Origin of the sequence: Halobium salinum (genome assembly GCF_026586625.1) — an archaeon.
GTDB lineage: Archaea > Halobacteriota > Halobacteria > Halobacteriales > Haloferacaceae > Halobium > Halobium salinum.
In genome coordinates, this window is the sequence record NZ_JAODIW010000006.1 from 669958 (window position 1) to 686746 (window position 16789).

The 16789-nt window shown below is 60.0% G+C and carries 12 protein-coding genes; 7 read left to right on the forward strand and 5 right to left on the reverse strand.

Annotation, left to right across the window (positions count from 1 at the left end; translation table 11 throughout):
* Window positions 1-51 precede the first annotated feature (51 nt).
* Window positions 52-1752 (forward strand): glycosyltransferase family 39 protein, encoded by a 1701-nt coding sequence (locus N5095_RS06755; protein ID WP_267621990.1) that lies wholly within the window; start codon window positions 52-54, stop codon window positions 1750-1752.
* A complete protein-coding gene (locus tag N5095_RS06760; protein ID WP_267621991.1) occupies window positions 1749-2915 on the forward strand; it encodes a glycosyltransferase family 4 protein in 1167 nt (388 codons plus the stop codon). The genes N5095_RS06755 and N5095_RS06760 overlap by 4 nt, the downstream gene beginning before the upstream one ends.
* On the opposite strand, the gene N5095_RS06765 is transcribed toward N5095_RS06760, so the two are convergent.
* Window positions 2912-4066, reverse strand: a complete 1155-nt coding sequence (locus N5095_RS06765; protein WP_267621992.1) for a glycosyltransferase family 4 protein — start codon at window positions 4064-4066, stop codon at window positions 2912-2914. The two genes, N5095_RS06760 and N5095_RS06765, sit on opposite strands and share 4 nt — an antisense overlap.
* 335 nt (window positions 4067-4401) lie before the next feature.
* Here N5095_RS06765 and N5095_RS06770 point away from each other — a divergent pair, with 335 nt between their 5' ends.
* A complete protein-coding gene (locus N5095_RS06770; protein ID WP_267621993.1) occupies window positions 4402-5751 on the forward strand; it encodes a hypothetical protein in 1350 nt (449 codons plus the stop codon).
* A 38-nt stretch (window positions 5752-5789) separates the two neighbouring features.
* On the opposite strand, the gene N5095_RS06775 is transcribed toward N5095_RS06770, so the two are convergent.
* From N5095_RS06775 to N5095_RS06790, 4 genes are all read right to left on the reverse strand, one after another.
* A complete protein-coding gene (locus N5095_RS06775; protein ID WP_267621995.1) occupies window positions 5790-6845 on the reverse strand; it encodes a DUF1616 domain-containing protein in 1056 nt (351 codons plus the stop codon).
* A gap of 143 nt (window positions 6846-6988) precedes the next feature.
* Window positions 6989-8461, reverse strand: a complete 1473-nt coding sequence (locus tag N5095_RS06780) for an oligosaccharide flippase family protein (protein ID WP_267621996.1) — start codon at window positions 8459-8461, stop codon at window positions 6989-6991.
* 31 nt (window positions 8462-8492) lie between these two features.
* Window positions 8493-9869 (reverse strand): hypothetical protein, encoded by a 1377-nt coding sequence (locus tag N5095_RS06785; protein ID WP_267621997.1) that lies wholly within the window; start codon window positions 9867-9869, stop codon window positions 8493-8495.
* Between the two features lie 1055 nt (window positions 9870-10924).
* Window positions 10925-12064, reverse strand: a complete 1140-nt coding sequence (locus N5095_RS06790) for a glycosyltransferase family 4 protein (protein ID WP_267621998.1) — start codon at window positions 12062-12064, stop codon at window positions 10925-10927.
* Between the two features lie 433 nt (window positions 12065-12497).
* Between N5095_RS06790 and N5095_RS06795 the strand changes: the two genes are divergently transcribed.
* The 4 genes from N5095_RS06795 to neuC all read left to right on the forward strand — a co-directional run bounded on the left by N5095_RS06795 (window position 12498) and on the right by neuC (window position 16695).
* Window positions 12498-13664 carry a glycosyltransferase family 2 protein gene (locus tag N5095_RS06795; protein WP_267621999.1) on the forward strand — a complete coding sequence of 389 codons (1167 nt, stop codon included), beginning with the start codon at window positions 12498-12500 and terminating at the stop codon, window positions 13662-13664.
* A 102-nt stretch (window positions 13665-13766) separates the two neighbouring features.
* Window positions 13767-14849, forward strand: a complete 1083-nt coding sequence (gene neuB / locus N5095_RS06800; protein ID WP_267622000.1) for an N-acetylneuraminate synthase — start codon at window positions 13767-13769, stop codon at window positions 14847-14849.
* Window positions 14846-15520, forward strand: coding sequence for a PIG-L deacetylase family protein (locus tag N5095_RS06805; protein ID WP_267622001.1), 675 nt, complete (start codon window positions 14846-14848; stop codon window positions 15518-15520). The genes neuB and N5095_RS06805 overlap by 4 nt, the downstream gene beginning before the upstream one ends.
* On the forward strand, window positions 15517-16695 hold the full coding sequence (gene neuC, locus N5095_RS06810; RefSeq protein WP_267622002.1) for a UDP-N-acetylglucosamine 2-epimerase: 1179 nt from the start codon (window positions 15517-15519) through the stop codon (window positions 16693-16695). Before N5095_RS06805 ends, neuC begins: the two co-directional genes overlap by 4 nt.
* The last annotated feature ends 94 nt before the right edge of the window (window positions 16696-16789 follow it).

Below are 16789 nucleotides of genomic sequence, written 5' to 3' on the forward strand. Positions count from 1 at the left end.
TTATATTGCTCACCGACCATGACTCAGACGAAATCACGGACACCGGTAGATATGACGAGTCAAACCACCAAACTGACTGTCGGAGCGTTCGGGCTCCTGTTCGGCGCCGCCACGTTCGTGTTGACGGAGATCGGAAAACACGGCCACCCGAACGGTCGTGTCATATACATCGTGTCCATTCTGGCTCTGTTCGTCCCGGCGCTCATCTGGTTCGCGAAGGGTAGATACACCCTGTCGGTGCTCGCTATCGTCGCTGCGAACTTCGTGCGGTGGTACTTCGAACTAATCAGGTTCGGTATGTTTAGTGGCGTAGACAACTACGGCCGGTTCCATCAGTTCAAACTGCTCCTCCAGTATGGACACATCGGCTTCCCAGAGAGCAACGGGTACCCCGGTCCGAACCTGTTTATTGCCGCACTGCAAATCCCGTTCGACTCGTTCGTCGTTCCGTGGAACGCTGCGTTGCTTTGCACCGCAGTACTAATCCCACTGGTGGTGTATCTCCCGATTTCGTCGTTTTTCGGTCAGAAACTCGGAGCCCTCGCGACCATCGTTGTCTCGACGGATTTCGTCTATCTCCTGAACTCGACGTCTCTTCTTAAGGAGAATCTCGTGCTGTTGCTGTTCTTCGTTCTCCTCGGGCTGATGGCTCTTCGAAGCACCCGCTCGTGGAGCGACCACCGATACCTCCGACAGCTGGCGCTGATCGCGCCGATTGCGGCCGTTATCGCGCTCACCCACTACACGAGCAGCTACCTGCTTCTCTCAATCCTCGTACTTCTTATCGTGGCGTACGCGCTGCTCCGTCGTCGAAATGCGTCCTTCGACCCACAATTCGACCGTTTCCGCTATCTCGTCGGGGCGACCGGTGTCCTGTTCGGGGCTATCGTCCTCTGGGCAAACGTCGGAGCGGACCCGTCGTTCATTGAGTGGCAACTCGACGCCTTACGCTCGTTCGGTAACGTCGCTCTCGGCGGAGAATCCCTAATTGGGAGCGCCAATACCGTCGGTGGAAGCGACGAGAAAACCCAGTTCCTGTTCGGAAGCGACCGTTTCCTCTTCATCTACAATTGGCTGTACAGGGTGGCGATGCTAGCCGGCGCCCCGCTTCTCCTCTGGTCGCTGTTCCGGAAGCGGTCGAAGAACACCGGCATCGCACTCGCGGGAGTCGCAATCACTGGACTCCCAATCGTCTGGCTCGTTCTTCCCATCCTGTCGAAGTTGCTCCACGCAACCCGTGTCGCACGGTTCTCGCTGGTCTTCTACGCGCCGTTCATTGCTGCATTCCTCCTCGCCGCACTCGCGGTCGCGAAACGCGGGGGACCATCGAACAGCCGTACGCTCCACGTCGGTCTCACCGTATTGGTGCTCACTACGGCGCTTGTCGGTCCAAGTGCCTACAAATCGTCGACCGACTACGACTTCAGAGACCAACCCGACGATTCGTTGGTTCCGACCACGGGACACACCGAACTTCAGCGCCATTCCTGGGCGCTCGTTACGGCACACACCAGTCAGCGAGTCGGCGGCTCTGCACCATTCAACGAGATGGCATTGATGACTGGCACCGTGTCACAGTATACGGCGTTGCCGGACTCGAACGTATCTCTGGTCGTAGTGAAGGACGAGTCGATCGAAAGGGGCGTCATAATCGGGTTCGATGGGCCGCTGCGGAAACCGATACCGTTCACTCCCCCGGGGCGAAGCACGGTCTACACCAATGGAGAGTACGTCGCGAGGTACGGAACGTGAACATTCTTCAACTCCACATCGACCCGGTCTATCCACCGACCAACGGGGGTGAAACGCGTGTGTGGAAGACTGCTGAGCATCTCTCCTCGTTCGGCGAGGTGTGGCTGGCGTGTCCTTGGCAGCACGACCTCGAGCTCCCGGGAGGGGTTCGCGCGGTCCCTCTCGACACCGTTCTCCTCCGCCGGAAGGCCCTACGCATCTACGCGTGGAACGCCCTGCAGGCCTTCGATGGGAATCACCCTCTCAATCGTCTACTCACTCGCGCAGTCCTCCGCGACCTCCACCGACAAGTTCCGAAGGTCGATGTCGTCGTCTGCGAGACGCTGCAGATGTGGGGCGCGGCGCAGCAGTTCGCCGAGCGATTCGATGCGAAACTCCTGCTGACCGAACACAACGCCGACTTCGACAACCTCCGTCAGAACCTCGCTGGGACCCCGGTTCCGGCGCCCATCGCCGACCGGGCGGTCAGAAACCTTCGCGAGTACGAGCGTCAGGCCGTCAGTCGGGCGGACGCTGTGGTGTTCCAGTCAGAGTCCGATCGGGAACTTTTCGCTGGAAGCTGGATGTGTGCTCGCGTCATCCCAAACGGCTGTGATGTAGACGAGATTCGCTCGGCAGGAGACCCAAAACAGCTCCGAGAGGATCTCGGAATCCCATCTGACACTCCAGTATGTCTCTACGTCGGTTCGTTCGACTACGGGCCGAACCGGGATGCAGCCCATTTCATCGCACGGGAACTCGCTCCCGCCTTCCCGGAGGTGACGTTCCTGCTCGTCGGGCGCGACCCACCGCAACTCGACCGTGAGAACGTACTGTCGCCCGGGTTTGTCGACGACCTTCCGAGCGCACTAGCGCTGTCGGACATCGCCCTCTGTCCGCTCTCCACAGGCTCTGGAACGAAGCTCAAGATGATGGACTACCTCGCAGCCGGTCTCCCCATCGTCACAACGACTGTGGGTGCGGCGGGTATCTCAATCGAAGACGGTGAGTCGGCACTCGTCCGCGACGACGCCGACGGGATGCGCGAGGCTATCGCGACACTCCTCAGTTCGGAGGCCACACGCGACCGCCTCTCGAGCAACGCCGCTGCGCTGGGAACCCAGTACGATTGGGAACAGTTACTCTCCGGGTACGACTCGCTTCTCCCCTCCGATGACGATTAACCGGCCCGCTCAACAGCCTCGGCCACCGTCTCGTAAATCGAGATGTACCGGGACGCGATCCTGTCCCACGCGAACTCTTCGGCCCGCCTTCGTGCGCCTACCGACATCCGTTCTCGGCGCTCCTCGTCGCCAAGAACAGTCTTCAATGCGTCTATCAACTCAGCAGAATTTTTTGGCTCGACGAGACATCCCTGCACCCCATCTTCGACCTGCCGCGGGATACCCCCGACGTTCGACGCGATAATAGGGGTCCCCGCCGCCATCGCTTCGGTGACGACTAGGGGGAACCCATCGTCATGAGACGGGAGAGCAAAGAGGTCGGCTCGTTCGTAGAGTCCCTGAATCTCCTCTTCGGAAGTGTACCCCGTGAACACGACTCGTTCGTCGAGTCCGGCCTCGTCGGCAACCGACCGTATCCGAGCGACGTACTCGGGGCTGAGGTCCGTCGTTCCGGCAAACACCAGTTTCGCGTCCGGGAACTCGGTGTGAACGTTGATGAATGCATTGAGCAGTTCCGCAGCACCCTTCCGCGGTGTGACGCTGCCGACGAAGAGGACGACCGTGCGGTCTGACAACCCGTATTTCCGCTCAACCTCCCCACGCCGGCTGGCGTCGGATTGGCTAAATCGTTCGACGTCGACTCCGTTCGGGACGAATGACAACCGCTTAGGGTTCACCCCCCGATTTTTGAACGAGTTCAACGCGTCATCATTTAAGATAGCCGAGAGCGCGACCCGCTTTGCGAGGTAGACGTCTGGTGAGAATGGAGGATCGTCGACGCGCTTCTCGGTTTCGCCGATATGAGCAGTATAGATCATTCGTTTCCGGAGCGTCGGGGCGACCGTGACCAACACGTTCGCCGCGAACGGGAGATGGACGTGTATGACGTCGAATTCGAGGTTCCGGAGCACTCCGTACGCTTTCAGCGCGAAGTTCGTTCGGTCGACGATGAGACGCGCTGCGCCTGTTGGAGTCGATACCATCCTATAGGGCACCTCGGCCCACGGGTCGTCGGACCCGGTTGCCAGCGACACTCTACGGAACGTCACGCTATCCCGTTTTTCGACTCGCGGGAGACCATCCCACTGGCGCTCAACGATAGTGACTTCACAGCCCTGTCTCGCCGTCTCGAGTGCGATGTTCCAAACCACCGTCGGGACGGACCCTTCACCAGGACCGACGCACTCGTGACCGTCGTATACATGAACCACCCGCATGACAGTTCAGTCATATGCGCGAAGCCGACTTATTTGTGTTCTTCCTACGATGGTTTCCACATGACCGCACTACACGAAGTCCTACCGTCACCGCAGACGCATTCCTTCCCGGGGCGTATCACAACCCAGGGTCGACCCCCTTCCCCCCCGATCGTCCAATGAGGCCCATCGACCGGAGAACTGCTCTCTGTGCAGGGGGTGTCGTAGTATCGACGAGTCTTGCGGGCTGCTCCTGGCTCGGGGGGGACCACGAATCGAGGGAGGGTGACGTGGACCCGGACCGAGGATTCGACGATTTCCCGAACAATGCACGACTCGTTCCGCAGGCTCTCGAACGATACATCGTCGCAGCGGGGCCCGACCTCTCTACAGGTGTTCGGTACTTCGAAATCGGCTCGGATTTCGGTCAAGCGCTCAACGATGCGTGGGCCTATCTCGAGAACGGTGGCTGGATATTTCTCCCCGCAGGTCGGTACGGGGGGCGAACGTCAATCGTCCCACAGAACTCCGGTGTACAGATTCGTGGCGCGGGATGGGGTTCGAACAATCAGGATGGGAGCGTTATGAGCGCAATCGGCACCGAGTACGCTTATCGTGGAGGCAGTCACGCGTTTGATATTTCTGGTCTTGAGCGTGGAGTGATGGGATGCAGTCTCAAGTACCTCAAACTCACCGATGCTGGTGGGAACGGAACACACGGAATGATGCTATCGAACACCAGTCCGGGAAACGGGAAAATTCAGGGATGGCACTTCGAGGAGGTGTTCGTCTCGGGTTTCGGTGGTGACTGTTGGCACATCAATACTGCGGCCTTCAACTCGATTTTAGATGGAATCTATGGCTACGGTGCCGGAAACAACGGCTTTACGACTAACGGGTCGGCCTCCGTTCTCTACGTTGTCGGACAGTTCGTAAACAATCGAGGGTGGGGCGCGGAGATGGGAGCCGGTGCTTCGCTTGACGTGTCGCTCCGTTGTGATTCAAACGGTGACGGGAACAGCGGGGGCGGAGCGTACGTCGGTGCAGCAAACGGCCATTTCAACCTCTGGTGCGAACGAAACCGAGGAAGTGGGGTCATCGGTGACAGCACCGTCTCCGGGACGATGACGGTTGACCTCATCGAGAACAATCAAGCCGGCGAAGGTGCGTTCGAACTCACCATCGCCGATGCGAACGACCTCAATGTCTTCGGCACTATCGAACTCAGAGATCACAGAAACGCGATCTACCTCCGGAACAAGGCGACGGTCCACTTCGGCGGCATCTCGGTGTTCGGGAACCCCGATGCGTTCTACGACGTCGCCGGACGGGATGTGAGCTTTGCAGGTCACCCACCGAACGGGCTCTCGTATAACCAAGTTACTGAGGCAGAGTGTAACGATGAGGGGCGCGTCGGTTTCGAACTTGACGGCGTTTACTCTCACACCCCGGTCGTCGATGTGGCCGTAGTCAGCACCGAGAACGTCCCCTCGAACGCGAGTCTCGGCTATCCGCAGGTAGAGACGGGACGCGACCAAGAGGGCGATGTCAACCGTGTCTCTGTCCAGTTCGTCTGGAGCGACGGATCGACTCCCGAAACAGGTGACGTTGTCGCAACCATCAGTTGTACCCCTCGATGAGCGGTAGTCTGCCGAAGCACGGGATTGCATCCGACAGCTCACCGTACGGTGTCCAACAACGCTGTCTCGTTTGAAGCGGTGACCGAGACGTGGAGATCGAGCGTGCGATACGCGTTCTGGCGTGTCGGGTTCTCCGGTGCTTCACCCCGGTAGAGCAGGTAGACTACTCGCACGTCGTCCCCGGTTGAGGTGGGAACGATATTGTGTGTTCCCTGCCACGTTCCATTGGCAGGAACGACCGCCTCAGTCCGCCAAAACTCCTCTTCAGCGACCACCCTCTCCTCGCCGTTCACTTGCTGGAGTTCGCCGACCACGGTGTACGTCGTTCGTCCCCCCTCGTGATTTCCGATGGCGACGGCGAGTCGTGTCGGCTCACCTTCGACAAACTCCGTGGGGTACTCGTCCATCGTGAACTCCCCGCTTCCATTAGGACTCAACAGATAAAAGTCAGTAAACGGCTCCGGTTCTCGGACGTTCTCTATAGCGTAGCCAACGGAGGCGACACTCGTGAGGAGGCAAACGACGACGACCACGTTCACCGCGAGTTCGCGTCGTGAGCCCGGGTGCATGAAATCTGACACGACAGGAACGACACGGTCTGTCGTGAGTGTAAACCGCTCCTCGGGTGGGTACTGGAGGCGACGGCCAACCGCGACGAGCGACGCAACGAGCACCAGGGCCGTAATTGCCTCCGCCAGTGGGGCGACGCGGACACCGACTCCAAGGAAACTCAGTACGACGCCTGTGAGAATTGCCGTCGTTATTGACAGGACGATTGCGACGATAACCCGACCGAGCACACCGAACGTTCTATCGGATACTGTTGAGGGGAGAAACCCAAAGACCCAGGATTCCTCGTACTCTGCCGGTTGCGGGTCGAACATCTTTCGAGGGAAGGCTGCGGCTACAATGGCGTATCCGGGGAGGAACAGGACCAGAAGTGACCCGAGCAGCGCCCGCACGATAGTTCCCTCGAAGACGGGGAGGAGAACGGTGAAACACCCACTCAAAGCCAGGACACTAGTGCCGACCAGGTCTAGCGGGACGGTATCCGCAGAGAACCCCAAATCGGCGTTGTGCTCCGACTCACTCATACCCTGGCATTGATGGGACGCCGCAAAACCATTTCGCCACCGTCAGATCGGAGCCGCTTCGAAATGGTGAGGGCTGTCCTGTCCCATGAGTGGAGTCGAACGCCGAAACCGGTTACCGAACGTCAGTACGGACTGCGGACCTGTCACGAAGGGATAAAACTCTTCAGTCCGGACCTTGCTTCGGTCGGATCTACGGCTCGTGTCGACACCGCTGCGATGGAGAAGACGACAGCTCCGACGGGAGGGACCACCACCAAGGAGAGGGAATCCGACGCGATGATCGCCTCCAGCGGCAGGATTACCATTGCGGAAACCGCAAAAGTCACTCCAATACGGGTGATTCGGAGGTTGGTAAGCGGATCGAACCCAATCGACCTTGCTGCGACACCATTGAAAAGGAGCATTGATCCGTATCCAACCGTCGTCCCGATTGCTGCACCCCCGATACCTAATCGAGGGATGAGCAGCGCATCGAGGACGAGGTTGAGAGCCGCCGCAGCACCGGTTGCGTACATGATGGGTCTGAGTTCGCCGCTCGCCTGACCGACGGCCATGATGGGCCTCGCGACAGCAAAGCCAAGTGCACCGGGAACGAGCACGACGAGCGCCGGCACAGCGGCGACGAACTCCGGACCGAAGTACCACCCGAGAAATGGGTCTGCAAGTGCTACAAGTCCGATACCCACGAGCCCAGTAAAGAGGATCGTGTATCGGGTTGTTGAAGAGATGAGCTCCGAAATCTCCTCGTGACGACCCTGTGACCACATCTCGGATGTCGACTGAAGGAAGACTATCTCCACGGCTTTCGGTACGAACCACAGGAACTCGGCGACGAGAAGAGCCGCTTTGTAGTACCCTGTCTGTTCACTCCCGAGGAACGTTTGAACCAGAATCACGTCGGCTTCATACAGTAGGACGACCATGAAGCCGGTAACCGTCGAGAGGTTGTTGTACGTGTGCACGGAACTTGCGGGGAACCACGAGGGGGATTGTCGCAGCACAGTCCGGGTGCGTAGTCGACGGGACACGAGCACGCCGCCGATTACGAACCCTATAGTTGCGGCAACGATCTCGCCGACAATCGCCCCAACGGCACCGAATCCGGACCAGATGAGCGAGAGCGCAACGGCACCCATACAAATTTTCCGAAGAACGAGGAGTGGCTCGGACCAGACGTCCATCCCCAGACCGAGTAGCGTCCCTCGGTTCAAGAGGAAGAACTGTTCGGCAATCAAATACAGCGGAACCAAGTACAGGTATCGCGTGTTTTTGCCGCCGACGAGCGCCGAGACCAGACCGAAGTGCATCGAGAGAAGTAGTGGCAGTAGGACGATGAGAAGCAGGAGAACCGATAGACGGACGTGGAACGCGAAGACCCAATCCTCCCACCCCGGTTCTGCACGGTCTTCGGCGAGGAACTTGCGAACGCTGTCGAAGATTCCTGCATTGACGAACACCATCAGGATTCCACAGAGAGACATCACGAACACGTAGTCTCCGAAGCGCTCGGCACCGAGGAACCGAACGAGAAGTGGTCCCAAGATTAATCCAATCAGTAACTGGAGAACGCTCGTGCCGAGCACCGATGCGATTCCCCGTTTCACACTGAAACCCATGATATATGTGACCTGACTCCGGATCTATGACCTAAATGCGGCCCTCACGAATCCCTTTGAGGACGCGCGAGATATTTTCGATGGCGTCTGGACTGAAATATCTGTCCACTCTGACCGGCACCGAGGACCTGTCCTTCAGATTGGACACGAGCTCTTCAGTACCGTCGACCACTACCATTTCGCCACGTTCAATGAACGACGACATCCACTCGATTCCGGGCGACTGGAGGAGGTACGTGTCGAGTCCGAACGCGATGCCCTCACAGAGTGCCATCGAGTGGCTTCCGACCTGCGCCCACGACTCTGCAAACACCCGATGTAGTGGTTGGTCGTCGTCAGTTACGACCTCGACGTCGGAGTCAAGAAGCCACGGATAAGCCTCAGACCATCGGTCGCTCTCACCCGGATGGGGTTTGAAGACGACGTTCACCTCGGCCCCGAGCCGTTCACTTGCCTCTGTCGCCACCTTCGAGAGTCGCTCTCCGATGACACCCTGTGAGACAAACACCACTTGATTTCGCCGTGGGACGTCTTCGTACTTCTCGACCGACCGCTCCAGAAACGGATACCCCACGTCGATGACCTTCTCATGATCGATGGGATAATCCGCGACGGTGTTCCAGTGTGGGCCGAACGTGAGGTAGTAATCCGGAGCGGTTTCCTTCGTTCGGAATCCCGGGTACGAGTATTCCAGAGAGTACTCGTGTGTCATCCCTAACTGGAGTTCCACCACGGGAACATCATTGTTCTTGCAGACCTCTATGAACGTCTCTTTGGTGGTTCCCGCCGTGATTACGGCTACATCCGGGTCGAGGCGCCGGAGCAGGCGCTGGTACAGAGAGAGTGTGGAGCGACGCTCTTCGAGATGGTAGCGGATGATGCTCGTGACGTCCAACTCGACCCCGAACGTCTCCTGAATTGTGGATTCGATTCGGCCAAGCTTGCCCCGTTCTTCCGACGAGAGGCTCGGGTCCGCTATCCCAAGCTTCCGTTTCGCGAAGCCGACGTACTCGATGACATCAAGATATTTGAGGTCCTTCGTCCGTGCGGGTTTCAGGTGGTCGTTCTGATACGGCTCCTCAACGTGTATCCGATCGAGCTGCGTCTCTTGATAGATCGGATCGAAGTAGATATCCCACCAGGTTCCGTCAGGCAGTCGTTTTCGTCTCGGTAACCCCCAACAGAGAAATTCAGGAGTTGACGAGAAAAACGGGTTCCGGCGGCCAAGGGACTTGAAGAGATGGTACCCTCCTTTTAGATAGCTTCCAATGGAGTAGTCGAGTTCCGTGTACGCCTGCCCCCAATACCCGAGTTCGGTGAGCAGTCCCCACCATACATCCACGCGTGCACGTTCCCAGACCGGCACGTCGTCGATAGTCAAGCCGAACGTGTCGAGTTCAGTCTCCATGCGGAGGAACTGCCCGTGATAGTTTTCGAAATTGGTCGACTCACGCGCAGACATCATCATTACAGTAACTACTGGATGCGGTTTAAGTGCTCGGATTACCGATACGTAGTGCGGAGTTCGTGAAGTCGCCTGTGGTTAATCTCGGTAGCGAACCGGCAAACAGAATCCCTGGCACCGCGTGATATTCACCGCGATTGGAGTTCTCGGAGCGAATATCTCAAGTAGACCTCGACATCGATACTACGTGAAGCGGGACTCGGAGGAGTGGATACACCCATTGGGACCTTCCTTTCGCGAGACGGGGTCAAGGCGCCTGTCTTTCGAGGAACGGCGATGTGTAGTTAAGAGGGGTTGAGTCGGTAGAAGTGCTGTGTCGGTAGTTCACGGAAGCCCCCGCGCTCGCGACTCGAGCGGCTCGCTCACTGCGTTCGCTCGCCTGCGGTGCTTCGTCGCCGGCCTTCGCCGCGAGTGCGGCCCCTTCCGAAATCCCTCCCAACACCGGCTGTTCGGCCGGTTGTTGCCCATCTCTGCTCGGTGGGTCGCTTAACTAAACACGACCCGAGGAACTCGGTCGAGATTTAACCGTTCTCGGTCCCTAACTAACGGCTCGCCCCCGGAGAAAGTGTGGGAAATATCACATTTATCTCCTCTACGTCTCATATATTCTCACCTCGATTGGAATCATCCGCCACGGAGCGGTCTGCTCGATTAGTCCACTGAGTGGAAATCTCCGAAAGATATCATATTTTGTTCATGAGATGCACTGATATTTACAGCCATAGGTGTGTAAAGCTATCATTTTTCTGTTCAGAAATCTCAGCCGAGCATATCATTCGATAGTGAAATTTTCGGTTGGAAAAACAACGAGTATTGATTGCTGTTCATTAAACCAGGCGTTATTGCCAAAGCGCCGCCTGTAGGATGTGAGCGCCGACGGTGGAGGAGCAATCAACCCACAGAGTACGGTGTGAGAGTCGACGGCAGGGGTCCAACGAACAGAATCACACCAGGGCAATCGAGCGAACGGCAACCCGGCGAATCGTTCGGCGACGGATTCAGGTAGACCCGTAGGACGCGACAGCATGCGCGTACACCCGCTCGGACTGCTCCGCGATACGGTCCCAATCGTACCGTTTCGCTGCAACCGTTGGTTGAGTCTGGGGGCGTTCGCCCTGTAACGCGCTGCGCAGGCCCCCGACCAAAGCAGTGACAGTCGGCTCAGTGAGGAATCCGGCGTCACCTACCACTTCCTCGGCTGCCGATTGAGGGTGCCGTACGGCGACGACCGTACAATCCGCAGCCATCGCCTCCACAAGCGTGATTCCGAACCCCTCTCGTCGGGAGGGCGACGCGAACACCGTCGCTGCGCGCATCTGGGCGAGCACTTCGTCGTAGTCATCGAGGAACCCCAGAAATGACACTCGGTCCCGGTGATGTAGGTCCTCTGCAGTGCGCTCTAGGGTCTCGCGAGCGGGCCCATCACCGACGATTCCGAGCCTGCAGTCGAATTCGGCTGCCACCACGTCGAACGCCTGCAGAAGCGCATCCACGTTCTTCTCCTCGATGAGACGTCCCACGAAGAGCACGTCGAACCCGGTCGACACGGGTTCGACCGCACCGATTCGATCCGCGTCTATCCCATTTGGGACCACCGCTATGCTTTCTCGAGCCGGGCCGATGCCCGCAAGCCTGTCGGCTGTCACGCCGGACACGGCGACCGGATACTGCGGGACACGAGTCACGCACAACTCAACCGCTCGTCCTGCAGGCCCCATCGCTCCGAGATACTCGTTCCAGTACGGTCCCCACACCTCGTGCCATATCGTCACCAGCGGCGTCCGTGCGATACCCGTGACGAGACCCGCGGTGAGTACTGGGAGATACGGGAAGACCGACGCAACGACGACATCGTGTTCGCGACGATGCCGCTGTAGTGGCCGAAGAAGGTCCTTGGAGAACTCGACTGCCTCGCCGATCGATCGCCTGTCTCCCGCGTACAACTCGCGCTCCGGACTGACTGCCCGTAGTGTCAGACCATCGAACTCTTGCTCTTTCGGTCCATCCCAGAAGTGACGACCGTACACCGTAACAGAGTGCCCCCGCTTGACGAGTCGGGTGCCCTCCTCGTAAATTCGCTTCTCCGCTCCCCCTTTCACGAACGGGTATACGACGTTCGAGACGTACGCGATGTTCATTCGACTACGTCGTCAGAAGGAGCGTATTTGTAAGTTGTGCAGCCAACAGTTCGGGTTCAAGCTGTATTCCTGGTTTATTTTCTCATACTAAGTTCGCAATAACAATTGGTGTATTGTCACAATTCGATGAACTAAGTTATTTATCGAAGTCTTCCGTGTCTGTTACTGCGACAGCACAGAAGTTAGTCAACAGGTCGACGGCCGAAAGGGGACAAGTGGGAGAGAGATGATTCCCGTCGGAATATGACCATCCACGAGAGGGGCCGTGATCTGCGTCGATAGCCCGTGGAGCAACGAAGGAGGGATGATAAAATTGCACAATCAGAGTCAGACCGAACGGACGGCGGAACCAGTCGAACCGCGCCCGAAGGAGGCCAGTAACACCTACTTGCTCTCCGCAGATAGCGAGCAAACTCCCGTACTCAGCATCGTAATGCCGACGTTGAACGAGGAACAGGGCGTCGGAGAGTGCATCACGAAAGCCAAGGAGGCACTCGCTGAGATGGAGGTCTACGGGGAGATCATCCTTAGCGATAGCTCGTCGGATCGGACACCAGAAATCGGCCGCGCGGAGGGCGCCATCGTCGTCAAGCCCGACAGAAGAGGATACGGATACGCATACGAATACGGCATCGAACGGGCGAGAGGGAAGTTCATCGCGATGGCTGATGCGGATACGACGTACGACTTCACCGAACTACCGAAGCTGTTCGCTCCAGTAGCCACTGGCGAAGCAGACATCGTGCTCGGCAGCAGGTTCGCTGGCCGCATTGAGCCGGGGGCGATGCCATGGCTGCACAAGCGCATCGGAAACCCCTTTCTCACGTGGTTCCTCAACTTCTTCTATAAGGCGGGCGTATCCGACGCTCATAGCGGCTTCCGTGTGTTCACGAAGAGAGCGTACGACCGACTGAACCTCCGTTCGAGCGGGATGGAGTTCGCGAGCGAAATGGTGATGGCGGCGGGGGCGATGGGACTGAAGATTGAGGAGGTCCCGATTACCTACCACCCCCGGAAAGGAGAGGCAAAGCTCGAGAGCTTTCACGACGGGTGGCGACACGTGAAGTTCATGCTCACAAACGCGCCGAACTACCTGTTCGCAGTTCCTGCTCTTGGATTCTCGGCGCTGGGGCTCATGATGATGTTCGGCTCCCTGCTCAGCTTCGGCGGTGATGGTGGAACGCTGAGTACCTACACGGCTGTCGCTGGGAGTATGTTGACAATCCTCGGCTTCCAGACCGGCTCGCTCGCACTATTCAGTTCGGTCGCGCTCGCCCCGATTCGCGAACCGAGAGACCCGGTCTCGATGTACATTCGGGCCAACTTCAGTCTGGAACGAGGAACTGCCGCCGGACTGGTCCTGTACATCCTCGGGGCGAGCTATCTCTCCCTTGAGCTAATCAACTGGCCGTTGACCCGTACCAGCGCACCGGAGCCGGCTGCGGCAGTCCTGCTCGCTGCCACCGCAGTCGTGCTGGGGGGGCAGACGGTGTTCAGTTCGTTCTTCCTGAGCATGCTGCGAGGGGAACAGAACCGACTGACCGAACCGACGTTCCTGCGGGATCGGGCCGAGACTCCCTACGTGTCCTCGGAGGACTGATCCTGGTCGGCGCGCCAGGAACGGCGGGCAGCCGCAGTCACCAACGTATCACCGGCCGATTGTGCACAACAATTATATCTCGTTCGGGCTAATGGTGGACGAGTGAATTCGGCACGTTCCCTCGTCGACCCCGACGCCGCCTTGTTCATCGCTGAGGCCGGTGTGAACCACAACGGCGACGTAGAACTGGCCGAGCGGCTCATAGACGCCGCGTCCGAAGCCGGTGCCGACGCCGTCAAATTCCAGACGTTCACCGCCGACCGCCTCGCCACCGAGGCCGCACCGAAGGCCGAATACCAGAACGAGGCTGTTGGTGAGAAATCCCAGCACGAGATGCTTCGCGAACTCGAACTGCCTAGCGAGGCACACATACGCCTCCAGGAGTACTGCCGTGAGCGGAACATCACCTTCCTCTCGACGCCCTTCGACGTGGCGAGCGCCACCCTGCTCGACGAACTCGACGTGCCACTCATTAAACTCGGCTCTGGTGAACTCAACCACGCGCCGCTACTCGAACACGTCGCCGAGCTCGGCCGACCGATAATTCTCAGCACCGGGATGGGAACGATGGATGAGGTCCGTGCCGCCCGGGAACGCATCCGAGCTGTCGATCCTGACCTCCACCTCACCTTCCTTCACTGTACCTCGGAATATCCGACCGACCTCGCCGACGCCAACGTCCGCGCGATGGGGAGGATGGCCACCGAGCTACCGGAGCCGGTCGGCTACTCCGACCACACTACGGAGGTGACTACCCCCGCCTTCGCCGTCGCCGCTGGGGCAAGCATCGTTGAGAAGCACTTCACGCTCGACCGGACGCTCCCCGGCCCGGATCACCGCGCGTCGCTCGAACCCGACGAGCTCTCGGAGTCCGTCTCCCTCGTCCGACAGGCCTCGACGGCTCTCGGAAGCCCCGAAAAGGTGCCCACTCCGGCTGAAATCGAGAACCGAAAGGTCATCCGCAAGAGCCTCCATGCCGCCCGTGCGATAGGGGTCGGTGAGACGCTCTCGGCGGCGGACGTCTCGGTGACGCGACCGGCCGACGGTCTCGCCCCCACGGCGTACGAGTCGGTGCTCGGCCGGACGGTGACGAGCGACCTCGCACCCGGCGATCCCCTCACGGCCGAGTCGCTGTCGGCGGAGACGGACGGTGGGGGCGGAAACGGCGCCGGGGACGACCGATGACCGACGAGCGCACCGTGCTCGCCGTTGGTGCACACCCGGACGACGAGGTGCTCGGACCGGGGGCGACCCTGGCGAAACACGCCGCCGTTGGCGACGACGTCCACCTCCTCGTCGTCACGGAGGGGGCTACCCAGCAGTACGACGACCGGTCAATCGTCGAGCGGAAGCGTAAGGAGACGCGGGCCTGCGCCGACCGTCTCGGCGCCCGCTCCGTCCGGTTCGGCGACCTGCCGGACATGATGCTCGACGACGTGCCCCACGTGGAGGTCAACCAGGTGATTGAGGACGCTGTCGACGACCTCTCGCCCGACGTGGTCTACACCCACGCTGCGACCGACGTGAACCTCGACCATACTGCGGTCCACGAGTCGACGCTGGTCGCCACCCGACCCGGGTCGGGCGTGGAGCGTGTGCTCGCCTACGAGGTCCCTTCCTCGACCGACTGGGCCCCGGGAGCGGGCTATTTCGATCCGACGACGTACGTCGACGTGACCGATCGCATCGATACGAAGATCGAAGCGTTTGCGGCCTACGAAACCGAAACCCGCGAGTTCCCGCACCCTCGCTCTGAGCGAGCCATTCGTGCGTGGGCGACGGCACGGGGCGGCGCCGCCGGGTCCGAGGCCGCTGAAGCGTTCGAACTGCTGGTTGAGCGGAGGCTGACCCCGTGAGCGGTTCCGAGAGGACCCGCCGAATCGCCGTCGTCACCGGCACCCGTGCAGAGTATGGCCTACTGAAACCGGGGATGGACGCGCTCCGGGATGCAAACGACATTGAGTTGCAGGTCGTCGTCACCGGGATGCACCTCTCGCCGGCTCACGGCACCACCGTGAACGACCTCGTCGCCGACGGTTTCGAGGTGGACCGTGAGGTGTACATGCAACTCGCGGGCGACACCGGGCGGTCGATGGCGAAGTCCCTTGGTGTCGGTACCTCCGGGATGGCTGAGGCGCTCGGTGACCTCGACCCCGACCTCGTCCTCGTGCTCGGCGACCGTGACGAGGCACTCGCGGCCGGACTCGCGGCTGTCCACATGAACGTCCCCGTCGCGCACGTCCACGGCGGCGACTCAATGGGCGGTGCTATCATCGACGACTCCATCCGCCATGCGCTGACGAAGTTCGCCCACCTCCACTTCCCCGCCTCCGAACGCTCACACGAACGCATCCTGAAGCTCGGCGAGGAGCCGTGGCGTGTCACTACCGTCGGTGCACCTGGACTCGACGCCGTTCTGGCCGGGGAGTTCAGCGACCCCAGCGAGGTCCGCGCCAGCCTCAACCTCGACCCAGTACGTCCACTCGCGCTCGTCGTCCAACACCCGGTGACGACCCGGCCCGACGAGGCGGGCGCACAGATGCGCGAGACGCTCGCCGCCGTCGACTCGTTCGACGTACGGCCCGTCGTGGTCCACCCCAATAGCGATGCCGGATCGGAGCGTATCGTCGCGGTCATCGAGGAACGGCGGGCATTCGACGAGAGTGAGGGCCTCGTCGCTTTCCGCAGCCTCCCCCGGCGAGACTACCTCGGGCTGATGGCCGCTGCGGAAGTCATGGTCGGCAACTCGAGCAGCGCGATCATCGAGGCGCCCTCTCTCGACCTTCCGGTCGTCGACGTAGGGCCTCGCCAAGCGGGTCGCGAACGAGCGGACCACACCCTCTCGGTCCCCCACGACCGGGAGGCGATCGAGTCGGCGCTGGAACGCTGTCTTCACGACGCGCCCCACCGTGAGACGGTCGCTGCCGCCTCCAACCCCTACGACTACGGTGGCGCAGGTAACCGTATCGCCGAGCGGCTTCGCACGGTCGAACTGGGCGAGAGACTGTTGCGCAAGCGCCTCACGTTCTGAGTTCCGCGGCTCGCCGGTCGGCTGGGTCACCGTTGGTGCACCCTACGCTTTCGCTGTGGTGCGTCCCCGCCGCTGAAAGGGCCACTTCTTTGAT